Below are 14,903 nucleotides of genomic sequence, written 5' to 3' on the forward strand. Positions count from 1 at the left end.
GTCAAAAAATCGATGCCAATACCTCGTTTTTTTGACACGCTGTTTGAGTTCTCAAGATTCACCACGCACACCCCACACAACCCACCACATCAGGCGAACCGCACAAGGGGCAACTTCTCCAACTTACCGCTGTCCACGCTTGGGCGTCAACTCCGTGACCCGCTCTCAGAGCGGCCGGAGACCTACGCGCTTGGATCTTCAGCGGTGGCCCACCGTAGCAGTCTCGCTGCTCGGCTCCAAGTCCGCTTCCCTGACCTTGACGGCCAAGTCCGATGGACCAAGATTCACTGGGCTGTCAGCCTGCGGGACCGGCCTGCCTGGGGCGACTACGAGAGCCACCACTTGGTGTCCGTTCCTCCCTCTCGGGCTGACATCGAGAACACTAGATCAAGCCCGCCGCAGAAACCAAATCGGCGCCCGAGAGGGTGCTCATCGCCCCTCCGGGGTGGGTGGACGGGGGGCCCGGGCCCGTCAGCGACAGTCGGCCGGCCGGCCTCCCCAGTGCTCCGACCGTTCACTCGTCTCCCCCATCGGGGTCCACACCCCGCGGCCGATCATCACGGAGCGCAGGACGTCGGGACGGTCGGTGATGATCCCGTCCACCCCCATGTCGAGGAGCTCGTGCATCCGGGCGGAGTCGTCGACCGTCCAGACGACGACTCGCACGCCCAGGCGGTGGGCCCGCCGGAGCAGGGAGGCCGAGTGGATCGACAGCCGGCCGAGGTGGACCGGCACGTGGGCGAAGCGGCCACGCACGACGGAGGCCGGCGGCTGGACGCCCGCCTTGGAGGCCGAGATGAGGGTGACGAGCGAGCGCCAGCCGAGCGCGGTCCGCACGTGCGGGGCCTGGGAGGCGAGCATCTGCAACCACCCGTCCCAGGCCCCGGCGACACACACCCGCTCCGCGTAATCACGGCGCTGGAGCAACCGGGCCATGGGCGCGATGGCCGCGCGGTCCTTGAGGTCCACCGTGAAGCAGGCGTCGGGGAAAGAGACGAGCGCCTCCTCGAGGGTGGGGATCGGCTCGGTCCCGCCGACGCGCACCCGACGCTCCAGGTCGCGCAGGGACCAGTCACCCAGTCGACCCCGCCCCGTCGTGCAGCGATCGAGGGTCTCGTCGTGGAAGCAGACGAGGTGACCGTCCGCCGTCAGCTTGATGTCCGACTCGAGGTAGCGCAGTCCGAGAGCCGTGGACATCGCGAAGGCTGCCAGCGTGTTTTCCGGGGCGAGCAGCGCCCCACCGCGGTGCGCGATGGCCAGCGGCTCGCTCTCCTCGCCGTAGCTCATGTCTCGATGATGGACCCTGCGGAGAGCCTCCGGGCCGTGCTGGGGACGTCTGCGCCAACCGTTCACCGGGACTTCCCGGTCGCGTCGCCAGCAGGTCGCCGCGGGGCCCCCGGTCGCGCCGTGTCACTGCCTGATGTCGCGCAACCCGACCGGTGGGTAGGCTGATCGTCGAACTCACGTCACCCTCAGGTGGCTCGCACCGTCGACCAGGAGCAGCATGAGCAACGATCACGCCCGCACCGCCAGCACCGACCCCGCCGCCCGGCGCCTCGTCGGCCAGCCGGCTCCCGGCGACACCGAGCGCACCGTCGGCCAGCTCGTCGCCGACGCCTCGCACGACATCTCGGCCCTCGTCCAGAGCGAGATCCAGCTCGCCAAGGCGGAGGTCACCAAGGGGCTGTCCTTCGGCGGCAAGGGCGCCGGCCTCCTCGGGGGCGCGGCCTTCGTCGGGCTGCTCGGCCTGATCTTCCTCTTCCACACCCTCGCCCAGGTGATCGCCGTGTGGCTGCCGATGTGGGCCGGGTACCTCATCGTCACGGTGCTGCTCTTCGTCATCGCCGCCGTCGCCGGTCTGCTCGGTCTCAAGGCGCTGAAGAAGGCCAAGGAGAACACCGTGCCGCAGAAGGCGATCCGCAACGCGCAGGAGACGGTCGCCGCCATCAAGCCGGGCAGCTGAACCCGCCCGACGCCGCGGCCGCCCTCGTCGAGGGCCCGTGGGAGCACCGCTTCATCTCGGCCAACGGGGCCCGGTTCCACGTCACGTCGACGGGGACCGGGCCCGTTGTCCTCTTCGTGCACGGGTACCCGCAGTTCTGGTGGAGCTGGCGTGACCAGCTGCCAGCCGTGGCTGCAGCCGGGTACCGCGCGGTGGCGGTTGACCTGCGCGGCTTCGGGGCCAGCGACAAACCCCCTTCGGGCTACGACGCACCCACGGCGTGCGACGACCTCGCCGCCGTCATCCGCAGCCTCGGCGCCGAGCGGGTAGCGCTCGTCGGCCAGGGCCTGGGCGCCACCTTCGTCTGGAGCATGCCGACCCACCACCCCGGCGTGACCGCCGCGATCGCGCCCATCGGGATGCCGCACCCTGCCGTCTTCCACCACTCCATGTGGCGCCACCCCGTGCAGTGGCGCGCCAACCGCTACCTGCGCGCGATGCAGACCCCCTTCGCCTCGGAGCGGCAGTCGGTGAGCGTGGCGCGCCGGCTGCACGACTGGTCCGGCCACGACCGGTCCTGGATCACCGACGAGGTCGAGCGCCGCTACACCGAGGCGATGGCCTTCCCCTTCGCCGGAGTCGCCGCGGCGGAATACCACCGGTGGTTCTACCGGTGCCGGCTCACGCCGACCGGCCTGCGGTACCTGCAGCGGGTCAAGGCCCCGGTGGAGGTGCCGGTCCTGCACCTGCACGGTGCGGAGGACCCGACCTCGCTGACGACGATGGCGGCGGAGTGCGAGCGGCACGTCACCGGGCCGCTCGAGGTGCGCACGGTGCCGGGCGCAGGGGCATTCGTCCCCGAGGAAGCGCCGCGGACGACCAACGAGGCGCTCATCGCCTGGCTGGAGGCCGTCCACCCGGCCCGGTGAGGTACTGCCGGACGAACCGCCACGGGAGGCGACGACGCCGGTCCGTGTCCCACGACTGGGTCAGACCGGCCGCGTCGAGGAGCACGCTGAGCAGCTGCGCGGTGAAGCCCCACACGAAGAGGCCTGCCACCTCGAAGCCCGGCCCCACGTAGCCGCTCGGCCCCTTGACCATGAAGCGGTTGGCGGGGTCGACGAGCTGTGCCACCGGCACCTGCTCGACCCGGGCCACCTCGCCGGGGTCGACCACACGGAGCGAGCCGCCCTCCGGCCACCACCCGAGGACCGGGGTCACGGCATTGCTGCTCGGCCCGAGCCAGAGGTCCGGGAAGGACCCGACCACTTCGACGCGCTCCGGGTCGACGCCGACCTCCTCCCACGTCTCACGCAGCGCCGCCTCCACCGGGGTCTCCCCCGGGTCGAGCTTCCCGCCCGGGAAGGAGACCTGACCAGCATGACTGCGCAGGGACCCCGAGCGCTCGGTGAGGACGATGTCGTGCCCCGACTCCCCCGGGGTCACGAGCATGAGCACCGCGGAGCGACGCGGAGGCGCCTCCGGCGGGGCGAACTGCGTGAACCACCCCGGCAGGTCGGCCCGCAGGGAGTCCTCCGCGGTGAGCAACCAGTTCGGCGCGGCGGCGCTCACCCTTCGCTCCCGGCTGCGCTCGGCGCGAGCTCGTACCGCAGCAGGGACGCGGCCACCACGGGGTCGGTCTCTCCCACGCCGTAGGAGGGGCACCACCGGGCGACCGGGCAGGCGCCGCAGGCGGGCCGACGCGCGTGGCACGTGCGCCTGCCGTGGAAGATGATGACGTGGCTGAGCATCGTCCAGTCCTTGCGCGGGATGAGCTCGCCCACGGCGTGCTCGACCTTGACCGGGTCCTCCTCCGCGGTCCACCCCATGCGGCGCACCAGCCGCCCGAAGTGGGTGTCGACGGTGATCCCCGGGATGCCGAAGGCATTGCCCAGCACGACATTGGCCGTCTTGCGGCCCACTCCCGGCAGCTTGACGAGATCGGCCATGCGCGGTGGCACCTCGCCGTCGTGGCGCTCGACGAGGGCGGCTCCGAGTTTGATGACCGAGTTGGTCTTGGCGCGGAAGAAGCCGGTCGGCCGCAGCACCTCCTCCATCTCGGTGCGATCGGCGTCGGCGAGCGCCGCCGCCGTCGGCCACCGCGCGAAGAGCGTGGGCGTCACCTTGTTGACCGTCACGTCCGTCGTCTGCGCGGACAGGACCGTCGCCACGAGCAGCTGCAGCGGGGTGTCGAAGTCGAGCTCGCAGTGCGCGTAGGGGTACCGCTCCTGGAGCGTGCGGTACATCTTGCGGGACCGACGGGTCAGGGCCAGCTCGGACTCCTCGCGCACGACAGACACCCCCGCAGCCTAGGCCCCCTTGATGCGTGACACGTGGCACACTGCCCCCTGTGAACCTCGATGTCGTACGCCGCGCCCCGCTCTTCGCGACCCTTGACGACGCCGATGCCGCTGAGGTGATGGCGACGATGACTCCTGTGCGCATGGAGCGCGGGGACGTCCTCTTCAACGAGGGCGACCAGGGGGATCGTCTCTACGTGATCACCGAGGGCAAGATCAAGCTCGGCCGCTCGTCGAGCGACGGGCGGGAAAACCTGCTCGCGATCCTCGGGCCCTCCGAGATGCTCGGCGAGCTCAGCCTCTTCGACCCGGGCCCGCGCACGGCCACTGCGACCGCCGTCGCGGAGACCCAGCTCATCGGGCTGGGCAACGAGCAGCTCAGCCAGCTGCTCGGGGCGCACCCGCGCATCGCCGGCACGCTGCTCGCAGCGCTCGCCCGCCGCCTGCGTCGGACCAACGAAAACCTCGCCGACCTCGTCTTCACCGACGTCCCCGGTCGCGTGGCCAAGGCCCTCCTCGAGCTGAGCCAGCGCTTCGGGCGTCCGGTCGAGGACGGCGTGATGGTCGCCCACGACCTCACCCAGGAGGAGCTGGCGCAGCTCGTCGGCGCCTCCCGCGAGACGGTCAACAAGGCCCTGGCCGACTTCGCCGCCCGCGGCTGGCTGCGCCTCGAGGCCCGCGCGGTCCTCCTCACCGACGTCGAGCGCCTCCAGCGGCGCGCCCGCTGACCCCAGACTCCCCGCGAAGGGCCCGGCCGCCTCAGGCGCCGGGCCCTTCGCGCGTCCATCTGGATGAAGCGCGGATGGGGTGGCCAGCCCACGATCGGGAGATGGACCCAGCCAGCGGACGGTCCGCAGGCGCCTCAGGCGCCCTCGAGGTACCGCATCTGCGCGAGCACCGACATCTTCGCCGCCGGCCAGACCGAGCGGTCGACCTCGGCGTAGACCCTGGCGACGACGGCGTCGGCGTCGGTCGCGCCGGCCGCCATCGTGGCCCGCACCTGCTCGAGCCGCTCCCGGCGGTGCAGGCGGTAGAAGTCGACCATCGCCGCCGCGTCAGGGACCGTCGGCCCGTGGCCGGGGAGGATCGAGGTCACGGCGCCGTTGCCGGTGAGCGCCGCGATGCGCTCGAGCGAGTCGAGGTAGGCCGCGAGCTCACCGTCCGGGTGGGCCACGACCGTCGTGCCGCGCCCGAGGACGGTGTCCCCCGTGAGCAGCGCGTGGTCGGCCTCGATCGCGAAGGAGACCGAGTCGGACGTGTGCCCGGGCGTCGCCACGACCCGGACCTCCAGCCCTCCGGCGCGCAGCACGGCGCCATCGGCGAGGTCGTCGTGGCCGCGTCCGACGGCGCTGACCGGCGCACCGGTCAGCGCGACGAGTCGCGGCACGCCCTCGTCGTGGTCACGGTGACCGTGGGTGACGACGACGCGCGCGACCCGGGCGCCGAGACCACTCACGTGATCGACGACGCGCTGCTGGTGCTCTGGCTCGTCCTCGCCGGGGTCGATGACGATGGCCTCGGTCCCCCCGGGCGCCAGCAGGACCCAGGTGTTGGTGCCGTCGAGGGTCATCGGCCCTGGATTGCCCTGCACGAGGCAGTGGGCGTGGTCCGTGATCTGTCCGCCCACCCACTGGCCGAAGGGAGCGGTGGGCTCGGGTGCGACGGCGCCGGTCACGGCAGCTGCACCCGCATCGCGGGCCCGGCGTCGGTGTCGACGAGGACAGGCATGACGGGGGCGATCGTCGGGTCGACGGCGAGCGCAGCGCTCACCGTGCTCGTGGCCGCCAGCTCCTCGAGGCAGACGAGCGTCGGGGGCATGAGCAGGATGTCGCCGTCCTCGAAGGCTCCCAGGGCGGCCGCCGGGCGCAGCCACTCGGAGCGGTCAGCCTCGCTCGTCTCCCCGTCGGGCTCCTGGCCCGCCGGCACGGCGGCGATGAAGAAGCGGGTGTCGTAGCGACGCGGCTCGACCTCGGCGGTGATCCAGTGCGCGCGGTAGCGCAGCAGATCGCTGCGCAGCACGAGGTGCTGGTCCAGCAGGACCTGGCCGAAGCCGATCTCGTGGGCGACGAGCTTGGCCCGCAGGTCGGCGGCGACCGCGGCGTCCAGGCGCGCGGGCTCCCCCTTCGTCGTGCCGTCGTCTGCGGCGGGCGAGGCGAGGAGGACACCGGTCTCCTCGAAGATCTCGCGGACCGCGGCCGCGACGAGCATCTGCGCGCTCGCCTCGTCGGTGCCGAGGAGCTCGGCCCACTCCTCGACGGGCGGGCCCGCCCAGGGCAGCTCGTCGTCGGCATCGCGGCGGTCGACGCCACCACCCGGGAAGACGTGCATGGACGGGGCGAAGGCCATCGACGAGACCCGACGCAGCATGAAGACCTCGAGCGGGCCCTCGTCGTCACGCACGAGCATGACCGTCGCCGCCAGCTTGATCGGCGCCGGCTCGAGCACCTCCGGACGCTCGCCGTCCATCCCGAGCAGGGCCTCGCGGGCCTGCCCGAGGAGGAAGTCCCGCTCGGCCATCAGGACCGGACCCGGACCGTCACCTCGACCTCGACAGGCGCCCCGAGGGGCAGGGCCGCGACGCCGACCGCGGAGCGGGCGTGCTCGCCGGCCGCGCCGAAGACCTCGCCGAGGAGCTCACTCGCGCCGTTGATGACGCCGGGCTGCCCGGTGAAGTCAGGAGCGCTGGAGACGAAGCCGACGACCTTGACGACCTGCTCGATGCGGTCGAGGTCGCCGATGACCGAGCGGATCGCGGCGATCGCGTTGATGGCGCAGGTGCGCGCAAGATCCTTGGCGACCTCGGGGTCCACCTCCGCCCCGACGTGGCCGGTCGTGGGCAGCGCGCCGTCGACGAGGGGCAGCTGGCCCGAGGTCAGGACGTGGTCACCGTCGACGATCGCGGGCACGTAGGCGCCCGCGGGGGCGGGCGGGTCGGTCAGCGTGATGGACAGATCCGCCAGGCGGTCGTCGATGCGTCCCATCAGGCGGCCTTGGGGCGCTTGAGGTAGGCCACGAGGTTGCCCCCGTCACCCTGCAGGACCTGCACGAGCTCCCAGCCGTCCTCGCCCCACTGGTCGAGGATCTGCTTGGTCGCGTGGACGATGAGCGGAACGGTGACGTACTCCCACTGGGTCATGTCGGCACCCTACTCGTAGGCTGTCGGGCGTGACCCGCCGCTCCGACTCCCCCATCCGCCTGCACGTCGTGACGGGCAAGGGTGGCACGGGCAAGACGACCGTCGCCACCGCCATGGCGCTGGCCCTCGCCGCGCGCGGCCAGCGGGTCCTCCTGGCCGAGGTCGAAGGACGCCAGGGTCTGTCGCAGGTGCTCGACGTCGCTCCGCTCGGCACGGAGGAGCGCACCCTCGTCACCGACCCCTCGGGTGGCGAGGTGGTCGGCCTGTCCGTCGATGCCAAGACCGCCCTGCTCGAGTACCTGCAGAAGTTCTACAAGCTCGGCCGCGCCGGCTCCGTCCTCGAAAAGGTCGGCGCTGTCGACTTCGCGACGACGATCGCCCCGGGCGTGCGCGACGTCCTGCTCATCGGTCGCGTCTACGAGGCGGTCGGCCGCGTGACGAAGGGGGCGAAGAAGCGCCCCGTGTACGACGCCGTCGTCCTCGATGCCCCGCCCACCGGCCGGATCGGCCGCTTCCTCAACGTCAACTCCGAGGTGTCGGAGGTGGCGAAGGTCGGACCGGTGCGCAACCAGGCCGACTCGATCACCCGGCTGCTGCAGAGCCCCACGACCGCGGTGCACCTCGTCACCCTCCTCGAGGAGATGCCTGTGCAGGAGACGCTCGATGCCATCGAGGAGCTCGGCGGCCTCTCGCTGCGGGTCGGCTCGGTCATCGCCAACGGTGTCCGCGAGCCGCTCCTCGCCGACGCCGACGCCCCGGCCGTCGCGGCGCAGGACGACGACGTGCGCGCCCGGCTCGAGGCAGGACTCGCGGCCGTGGACGTCACCGCCGGCCCGGCCCTCGTGCGCGGGTTGCTCCAGGAGGGCGCCGACCACGTCCACCGGGCCCGGCTGCAGGCGGAGCAGCGGGAGGTACTCGACCAGATCTCCCTCCCGGTGCGGGTCCTGCCCCACCTCAGCGACGGGGTCGAGTCGGGCGAGCTGCGGTTGCTCGCCGACACCCTGACCGAGCAGGGAGCACTGTGATGGCCAAGGACCTCGGCCCCGCACTCGACCTCGACGAGGTCATCGGTGACCCGGAGCGGCGGATCATCGTCTGCTGCGGCTCGGGAGGAGTGGGCAAGACGACGACGGCGGCCGCGCTCGCGCTCCGTGCCGCCGAGCAGGGACGCCGCGTCGTCGTCCTGACGATCGACCCGGCCCGGCGCCTCGCGCAGTCACTCGGCCTCGAGGCGCTCGACAACACCCCCCGCCCGGTGGCCGGCATCGACACGTCGGCCGGCGGCTCGCTCGACGCGATGATGCTCGACATGAAGCGGACCTTCGACGAGGTCGTCGAGGCGCATGCCTCCCCCGACAAGGCCGCGCAGATCCTCGCCAACCCCTTCTACGTCGCCGTGTCGAGCTCCTTCGCGGGGACGCAGGAGTACATGGCGATGGAAAAGCTCGGCCAGCTGCGCGGCCTGATGGCCGACGGCACCCGGGACTGGGACCTCGTCATCGTCGACACCCCGCCCTCCCGGTCCGCGCTCGACTTCCTCGACGCGCCCCAGAGGCTCGGTTCCTTCCTCGACGGACGCTTCATCCGGCTGCTCACGGCACCGGCCAAGGTCGGTGGCCGGGCCTCGCTCAAGGTCTTCAGCGCCGGGGTCTCCCTCGCGAGCGGCATCATGACCAGGCTGCTCGGCGGCGAGTTCCTCCGCGACGTCCAGACCTTCGTCGCGGCGATGGACACGATGTTCGGCGGCTTCCGCCAGCGCGCCGACGAGACCTATGCCCTCCTCTCCCGGCCAGAGACGGCCTTCGTCGTCGTCGCCGCCCCCGAGCGGGACGCCATGCGGGAGGCCGGCTTCTTCGTCGAGCGTCTGGCGAGCGATCGGATGCCGCTGGCCGGGGTCCTCGTCAACCGGGTGCACGTCGCCGCGGCCAAGCAGATGGGGGCCGGGCGCGCGGACGACGCCGCCGCCCAGCTCGAGGAGCTGGGCGGTCACGACATCGCCGCGGCCCTGCTGCGGGTGCACGCCGAGGTCGCCGAGACCGCGACCCGGCACCGTGGTGTCGTCACCCGATTTCGCACCTCCCACCCCGGAGTGCCGGTCGGCACCGTGCCCGCCCGCTCGGTCGACATCCACGACCTGGAGGGACTGCGCGAGGTGGGCGCATCGCTCGGGGGAGGCTGACCCCCTTCGTCGGCCCGCGCGGGCTCCCGGCCACGCTCAGGTAGCCCGGTTACCCTGTCGGCATGTCTGACTCCGGGATGCCTCACCTCGTCCGGCTGCTCGGCGCCTTCCTGGCGGTCGCGGTCGGGATCGGACTCGTCGGCGCCGGCATCGTCATCCCGCTCGCGGGGGCAACCGGCGGGGCCGCGAAGTCGACGGCGACGGGCTTCAACAACCTCGACGACGAGTTCACCGCCAACCCGCTGGCCCAGCAGTCGAAGATCTACTCGGCCGACAACAAGCTGCTGGCGACGCCCTACGACGCCAACCGCATCGTCGTGCCGCTGAACAAGATCTCGCCGACGATGCGCAAGGCGCAGATCGCCATCGAGGACAGCCGCTTCTACGAGCACGGCGGCATCGACGTGCGTGGCACGACGCGAGCCCTCGTCTCCAATGCCTCGTCGGGCCAGACCCAGGGTGGCTCGTCGCTGACCCAGCAGTACGTCAAGATCATGCTGCAGGAAAAGGCGATCCGTGAGGACGACCAGGACGCCGCCCGCGCGGCGACCGAGAAGACCTACAGCCGCAAGCTCCAGGAGCTCAAGTACGCGCTCAACGTCGAGAAGACCCACACCAAGGACCAGATCCTCTCCGGGTACCTCAACCTCGTGTACTACGGCGACCTCGCCTACGGCGTCGAGGCAGCCTCGCTGCACTACTTCAGCAAGCACGCCAAGGACCTCAACCTCGGCGAGTCCGCGACCCTCGCCGGCCTGGTCCAGTCCCCCGACACGCTCAACCCGGTGAAGAACCCCGAAGGCGCCCAGGAGCGCCGCGACGTCGTCATCACCCGCATGCAGCAGCTCGGCATGGTGACCCCCGAGGCGGCGGACAAGGCCAAGTCGAAGTCGGTCAAGAGCATGCTCAAGGTGCGCAAGAACGAGGGCGGCACCTGCTCCAAGGCCGCTGACCCGTACTTCTGCAACTACGTCATCCAGTACCTGCGCCAGATGCCCGAGCTCGGGCCCGACCCGGACGCCCGTATGCAGGCCGTCAACACCGGTGGTCTGACGATCAAGACGACGCTGCGTCGCGACTGGCAGAAGCAGCTCAAGGAGGACCTCACCGACCGGGTCCCGGCCGGCACCGACAAGTTCGGCGCCGCCGGTGCGCTCGTCGAGCCGGGAACGGGCAAGGTGCGGGCCATCGCCCAGACCTCGACCTACAAGGTCGGCCTGAAGAAGGCCTCGACGAAGTACTCCGAGCAGGCCTGGAGCGTGCCCGCGCAGTACGGCGGCACCAACGGCTTCGCCATCGGCTCGACGGCGAAGATGTACGCCCTCGTCGCGGCGCTCGAGAAGGGCAAGCCGCTCAACTCGACGGTCAACGCTCCGCCGGCCGGCGTGAAGAACCCGCACACCTTCCAGGCCAGCGAGTTCCAGTCCAAGTGCACCGGTGACGTCGCCGGGTGGCCGGTCTCCAACGACTACCAGGTCGGCGGCACCATGACGCTGGCCGAGATGACGAAGAAGTCGATCAACACCGCCTTCGCCCAGCTCGCCTCGGACGTCGGCTCGTGCAACATCCCCAAGGTCATGTCCAAGATGGGGCTGACCGACGGCTACGGCCTGCCCTACGGCCTGAGCTACGCCGACGGCAAGAAGGTCAAGGACGACTACGCGATCTCCAACCTCGTCCTCGGCTCCGACTCCACGTCGCCCCTGCAGCTCGCTTCCAGCTACGCGACCCTCGCCGCCGACGGCACGTACTGCCCGCCCAACCCGATCGAGTCGATCACGACGGCGAGCGGCAAGAAGATGAAGATCAAGAAGCCCGCGTGCAAGCAGGTCATCGAGCCCGACGTCGCCCGCGGCGTCACCCAGCTGCTGCTGGGCCCGCTCGAGCCGGGGGGCACCGCGGCCGGCAACGACCTGGACGGCGGCCGCCAGGCCGCTGGCAAGACCGGCACGACGGACAACCACAAGCAGTCCTGGTTCGCCGGCTACACCCCGCAGCTGTCGACCGCGATCTGGGTCGGCTCCCCGATCCGCGAGTACGACATGGACGGCATCACCCTCGGTGGTCGCTACTACGGCCAGGTCTTCGGTGGCACCATCGCCGCCCCGATCTGGAGCGAGATCATGAACGAGGCCTCCAAGGACATGCCGAAGAAGACCTTCAAGAAGCCCGGCCAGAAGGTCGTCAACGGCGACATGCGGGACATCCCCGACGTCACCGGTCTCGGCCCGACGCAGGCCGAGGAGCAGCTGAAGAAGGCTGGCTTCAAGGCCAAGGTCGGCAGCCAGGTCAACAGCGGCGTCCAAGCCGGAGCGGTCGCCTACACCCAGCCGCGGGGCAAGGCCCTCAAGGGCGCCATGGTGACGATGTACATCTCCAACGGCACACCGCCCTACACCCCGCCGCCGGCGCCGTCGACGACGCAGGCCCCCCCCTGCACCGTCGACGACCCAGCGCCCGCCCTCGAGCAGCTCGTCGTCGAGCTCGGCACCCACGTCGACGTCGAAGACCAGCTCGAAGACGAAGAACCGGCCCAGCCCGTCGTCGTCGAGACCCAAGCGGACGGCGTCACCCGACGAGGACTGACGCATGACGAAGGGGGGTCGGGCCAGTGGCCCGACCCCCTTCGGCGTGTCCGTGGCTCAGCCGGCGAGGCGGGCCTTGACCCGGGCAGCGATGGCGCCGCCGTCGGCGCGGCCGGCGGCCTCGCCCTGCGCGAGCTTCATGACCTGCCCCATCTGGGCCATCGACGTCGCGCCGACCTGCTCGATCGCCCGGTCGACGATGGCGGTCAGCTCCTCCTCGCCCATCTGCTCGGGCAGGTAGCCCTCGAGCACGGCGAGCTCCGCCTCCTCCCGGTCCGCGAGCTCGGGGCGCTGGGCGTCGCGGTAGGCGGTGGCCGACTCCTTGCGCTTCTTGGCCTCCTTGGCCACGACCTTGAGCGTCTCCTCGTCGCTGAGCTCGCGGGCGGTGGTCCCGGAGACCTCCTCGTTGCTGATGGCGGTGAGGGTCATGCGCAGGGTGGCCACGCGCACCTCCTCGCGGGCCCGCATCGCGGCGTGCAGGTCGTGCTGGAGGGTGGCCTTGAGGGTGTCGGTCATGACTCGATTGTCTCAGCCCTCGAGCATCCCGTCGCTCCCTTTGCAAGGATGGGGGCGTGACACTCCCCCCTTCGACGCGCCTCGTGGCCGGCGCGGCCGCCGCGGGCGCCGCCGCACTGGCGTGGGGCGCCCTCGTCGAGCCGCGGCTCTTCACCCTGCGGAGGTACGCCCTGCCGGTGCTCCGGCCGGGCTCCCTGCCGGTGCGGGTGCTGCAGCTCAGCGACATCCACATGGTCCCCGGGCAGCGGACCAAGGCGGACTGGATCCGCGGGCTGGCCGCCCTCGAGCCCGACCTCGTCGTCAACACCGGTGACAACCTCAGCCACCTCCAGGCCGTCCCCCACGCGCTCGAGGCACTGAAGCCGCTGCTGGAGCGCCCCGGGGTCTTCGTCATGGGGTCCAACGACTACTACGCGCCGACGCCGAAGAACCCCGGCCGGTACCTGACCAAGGACTACGCCAAGGTCGTCGCCGAGCGCGTCGCGCTGCCGACCGAGGAACTGCGCTCGGGCATGACCGACGCCGGCTGGGTCGACCTCGACAATGCGCGGACGAGCCTGCACCTCGGCGGCCAGCGGATCGACCTCGTCGGCGTCGACGACCCGCACATCGAGCGCGACGACTACGCCTCGGTCAGCGCCCCCGCTGCCGCCGACGCGACGACGGTGGGCGTCGCCCACGCCCCCTACCAGAGGGTGCTCGACGCGATGACCGCTGACGGAGCGCGCCTCGTCATCGCCGGCCACACGCACGGCGGGCAACTGTGCGTGCCCGGCTACGGCGCGCTCGTCACCAACTGCGACCTCGACCGTGGTCGGGCGAAGGGGGTCTCCCGCTGGTGGCCGGGTGCCGGCACCTCGGCACCCCGCCCGAGCGACGCGGCGTGGCTGCACGTCTCCGCCGGCCTCGGCGCGTCGCGGTACGCCCCCGTGCGCTTCTCCTGCCGGCCCGAGGCGACCCTGATGACGCTCGTCCCGGAAGGACTCGACCGATGAACCTGCGCGAAGTCGTCTCACTGGCAGCCGCGGTGGCCTTCGCCGGGGGGACCTCCACCTGGGCCCTGGCCGATGCCGCCCCCACCGTGGACCTGCCCCCGGCCCCGACGCTGTCCACGTCGACCTCGGACCCCTCGCCCTCGACGACCAAGAAAAAGGCGAAGAAGACCTCGACCTCGACCACGTCGTCCGTCTCGTCGGAGCCCACCGAGACCGAGACCCCCGAGCCCACCTCGGAGACGTCGACGTGGACCCCGGAGACGACGAGCGAGCCGGTCGAGCCGACGACGACGTGGACCCCTCCACCGACATCGACCTGGACGCCTCCACCCGCGGACCCGCCGCAGGAGACGGGCACCCAGCCCGGCGACGGGACCACCGGGGAGACGACGGGTCAGGGCACGACCGACGACTCCACCGACGGCCTGACGACGACCCTCGAGGGCGGCCAGGGAGCGACCTCGTCAGGGCCCGGCTGACCTCGATTGTCACTCCGGACGGCGACTGGGTTATCCTTCCTTGTCGCCGCCTGACGCAGGTGGTGGACAGCTCGGGGTGTGGCGCAGCTTGGTAGCGCGCTTCGTTCGGGACGAAGAGGCCGCAGGTTCAAATCCTGTCACCCCGACCCGGTGAAACCGGCTCAGATCCGCTAGAAATGCGGGTTTGGGCCGGTTTTTGTTTGCCCTTTGGGCATAACTGGGACACAACGGCGCAGCCCGCGGACAGCAAGGACCCCCGCGAGGCTGCCACCTCCGGGGGTCTGACGACAGCAACTGAGAGGTGCTGACGTGAGATCCAGCGTAGCCGTCCACGCTCCGCCCGTGAAGGGCGTCGAGCACCGGCCCGTGCGCACGTCTGCCCCCTGCTGCTCACCGGTGTCCTCCTGTGCCCGCGTCGGCGGTGATGCCGCTGGGTAGCCCCGACCGCTCGACGCGGCGCTGGACAGGGCCTCAGCCGCGACACCAAAACGAATCGACGCCCCCGGTGACTGACCTCCAGGTCTGCGAACCGGCGCAGACCGCCCCACGTAGCGCAGTGTGAACCGCACTGGGTTGGTTGGAGTCTCCATCGTTTGGAAACGAGGATGTACTCATGCCGAAGGACACCACCCCGGGGAAGCCGACCACGCGTCGCTACAGCCCCGACGAGAAGGCCGCTGCGGTGCGGATGGTCAGGACTCTGCGCGCAGAGCTAGGCACAGAGCACGGCACGGTCCAGCGCGTCGCCCAGCAGTTGGGGTACGGCACCGA

General features: G+C 71.2%; 16 protein-coding genes, 1 tRNA gene and 1 pseudogene. 10 read left to right on the top strand and 8 right to left on the bottom strand.

Annotated elements, in window-relative coordinates; all coding sequences use genetic code 11:
- Positions 1-471 precede the first annotated feature (471 nt).
- A complete protein-coding gene (locus B277_RS07250; protein WP_007926744.1) occupies positions 472-1,287 on the bottom strand; it encodes a glycerophosphodiester phosphodiesterase family protein in 816 nt (271 codons plus the stop codon).
- A 217-nt stretch (positions 1,288-1,504) separates the two neighbouring features.
- On the opposite strand from B277_RS07250, the gene B277_RS07255 reads away from it, so the two are divergent.
- Positions 1,505-1,963 (top strand): phage holin family protein, encoded by a 459-nt coding sequence (locus tag B277_RS07255; protein WP_007926746.1) that lies wholly within the window; start codon positions 1,505-1,507, stop codon positions 1,961-1,963.
- 53 nt (positions 1,964-2,016) lie between these two features.
- The gene (locus B277_RS07260; RefSeq protein ID WP_272948438.1) at positions 2,017-2,871 is read left to right on the top strand and encodes an alpha/beta fold hydrolase; all 855 of its coding nucleotides are present in this window, start codon (positions 2,017-2,019) and stop codon (positions 2,869-2,871) included.
- Here the strand turns inward: B277_RS07260 and B277_RS07265 are convergent.
- Together B277_RS07265 and nth are read right to left on the bottom strand one after the other, a co-directional pair.
- Complete coding sequence (locus B277_RS07265; RefSeq protein WP_007926749.1) at positions 2,834-3,514, bottom strand: NUDIX hydrolase; 681 nt, start codon at positions 3,512-3,514, stop codon at positions 2,834-2,836. The genes B277_RS07260 and B277_RS07265 overlap by 38 nt on opposite strands.
- Positions 3,511-4,188: an endonuclease III gene (gene nth, locus B277_RS07270; RefSeq protein ID WP_083853685.1), complete on the bottom strand. Its 678-nt coding sequence runs from the start codon at positions 4,186-4,188 to the stop codon at positions 3,511-3,513. The genes B277_RS07265 and nth overlap by 4 nt, the downstream gene beginning before the upstream one ends.
- A gap of 104 nt (positions 4,189-4,292) precedes the next feature.
- On the opposite strand from nth, the gene B277_RS07275 reads away from it, so the two are divergent.
- A complete protein-coding gene (locus tag B277_RS07275; RefSeq protein ID WP_007926753.1) occupies positions 4,293-4,970 on the top strand; it encodes a Crp/Fnr family transcriptional regulator in 678 nt (225 codons plus the stop codon).
- A 134-nt stretch (positions 4,971-5,104) separates the two neighbouring features.
- On the opposite strand, the gene B277_RS07280 is transcribed toward B277_RS07275, so the two are convergent.
- Genes B277_RS07280 through B277_RS17430 form a run of 4 tightly spaced genes read right to left on the bottom strand, consistent with a single transcriptional unit; the run spans position 5,105 to position 7,378 of the window.
- A complete protein-coding gene (locus B277_RS07280; RefSeq protein ID WP_007926755.1) occupies positions 5,105-5,917 on the bottom strand; it encodes an MBL fold metallo-hydrolase in 813 nt (270 codons plus the stop codon).
- Positions 5,914-6,759, bottom strand: coding sequence for an NUDIX hydrolase (locus tag B277_RS07285; protein WP_007926757.1), 846 nt, complete (start codon positions 6,757-6,759; stop codon positions 5,914-5,916). Before B277_RS07285 ends, B277_RS07280 begins: the two co-directional genes overlap by 4 nt.
- Entirely contained in the window at positions 6,759-7,223 is a 465-nt protein-coding gene (locus tag B277_RS07290; RefSeq protein ID WP_007926758.1) for a RidA family protein, read from the bottom strand. Before B277_RS07290 ends, B277_RS07285 begins: the two co-directional genes overlap by 1 nt.
- Entirely contained in the window at positions 7,223-7,378 is a 156-nt protein-coding gene (locus tag B277_RS17430; protein WP_007926759.1) for a Sp36 family protein, read from the bottom strand. Before B277_RS17430 ends, B277_RS07290 begins: the two co-directional genes overlap by 1 nt.
- Positions 7,379-7,407: 29 nt before the next feature.
- On the opposite strand from B277_RS17430, the gene bagA reads away from it, so the two are divergent.
- From bagA to B277_RS07305, 3 genes and pseudogenes are all read left to right on the top strand, one after another.
- Entirely contained in the window at positions 7,408-8,403 is a 996-nt protein-coding gene (gene bagA / locus B277_RS07295; protein ID WP_007926760.1) for an ATPase BagA, read from the top strand.
- A complete protein-coding gene (bagB, locus tag B277_RS07300) occupies positions 8,403-9,557 on the top strand; it encodes an ArsA family ATPase (protein WP_007926761.1) in 1,155 nt (384 codons plus the stop codon). Before bagA ends, bagB begins: the two co-directional genes overlap by 1 nt.
- 77 nt (positions 9,558-9,634) lie before the next feature.
- Positions 9,635-11,923, top strand: a pseudogene (locus B277_RS07305) (transglycosylase domain-containing protein); the annotation flags it as partial.
- Positions 11,924-12,199: 276 nt separating this feature from the next.
- Here the strand turns inward: B277_RS07305 and B277_RS19000 are convergent.
- Positions 12,200-12,658: a GatB/YqeY domain-containing protein gene (locus B277_RS19000; protein ID WP_128277509.1), complete on the bottom strand. Its 459-nt coding sequence runs from the start codon at positions 12,656-12,658 to the stop codon at positions 12,200-12,202.
- Positions 12,659-12,714: 56 nt separating this feature from the next.
- Here B277_RS19000 and B277_RS07310 point away from each other — a divergent pair, with 56 nt between their 5' ends.
- The 4 genes from B277_RS07310 to B277_RS17435 all read left to right on the top strand — a co-directional run.
- The gene (locus B277_RS07310) at positions 12,715-13,653 is read left to right on the top strand and encodes a metallophosphoesterase (RefSeq protein WP_007926763.1); all 939 of its coding nucleotides are present in this window, start codon (positions 12,715-12,717) and stop codon (positions 13,651-13,653) included.
- Complete coding sequence (locus B277_RS07315; protein WP_007926764.1) at positions 13,650-14,132, top strand: hypothetical protein; 483 nt, start codon at positions 13,650-13,652, stop codon at positions 14,130-14,132. Before B277_RS07310 ends, B277_RS07315 begins: the two co-directional genes overlap by 4 nt.
- Before the next feature lie 72 nt (positions 14,133-14,204).
- Positions 14,205-14,278 (top strand) — tRNA-Pro (locus tag B277_RS07320).
- A gap of 467 nt (positions 14,279-14,745) precedes the next feature.
- Positions 14,746-14,903, top strand: a 158-nt coding sequence (locus tag B277_RS17435; protein ID WP_007926766.1) for a hypothetical protein, incomplete at its 3' end; no start/stop codon positions are given.

This window comes from Janibacter hoylei PVAS-1 (assembly GCF_000297495.1).
GTDB lineage: Bacteria > Actinomycetota > Actinomycetes > Actinomycetales > Dermatophilaceae > Janibacter > Janibacter hoylei.

Bases quoted from the DNA above. Each gene is read 5' to 3' on its own strand.
- B277_RS07250 (WP_007926744.1), bottom strand. From the start codon at position 1,287: ATGAGCTACGGCGAGGAGAGCGAGCCGCTGGCCATCGCGCACCGCGGT.
- B277_RS17430 (WP_007926759.1), bottom strand. From the start codon at position 7,378: ATGACCCAGTGGGAGTACGTCACCGTTCCGCTCATCGTCCACGCGACC.
- B277_RS07255 (WP_007926746.1), top strand. From the start codon at position 1,505: ATGAGCAACGATCACGCCCGCACCGCCAGCACCGACCCCGCCGCCCGG.
- B277_RS07290 (WP_007926758.1), bottom strand. From the start codon at position 7,223: ATGGGACGCATCGACGACCGCCTGGCGGATCTGTCCATCACGCTGACC.
- B277_RS07315 (WP_007926764.1), top strand. From the start codon at position 13,650: ATGAACCTGCGCGAAGTCGTCTCACTGGCAGCCGCGGTGGCCTTCGCC.
- nth (WP_083853685.1), bottom strand. From the start codon at position 4,188: ATGTACCGCACGCTCCAGGAGCGGTACCCCTACGCGCACTGCGAGCTC.
- bagB (WP_007926761.1), top strand. From the start codon at position 8,403: ATGGCCAAGGACCTCGGCCCCGCACTCGACCTCGACGAGGTCATCGGT.
- B277_RS07285 (WP_007926757.1), bottom strand. From the start codon at position 6,759: ATGGCCGAGCGGGACTTCCTCCTCGGGCAGGCCCGCGAGGCCCTGCTC.
- B277_RS19000 (WP_128277509.1), bottom strand. From the start codon at position 12,658: ATGACCGACACCCTCAAGGCCACCCTCCAGCACGACCTGCACGCCGCG.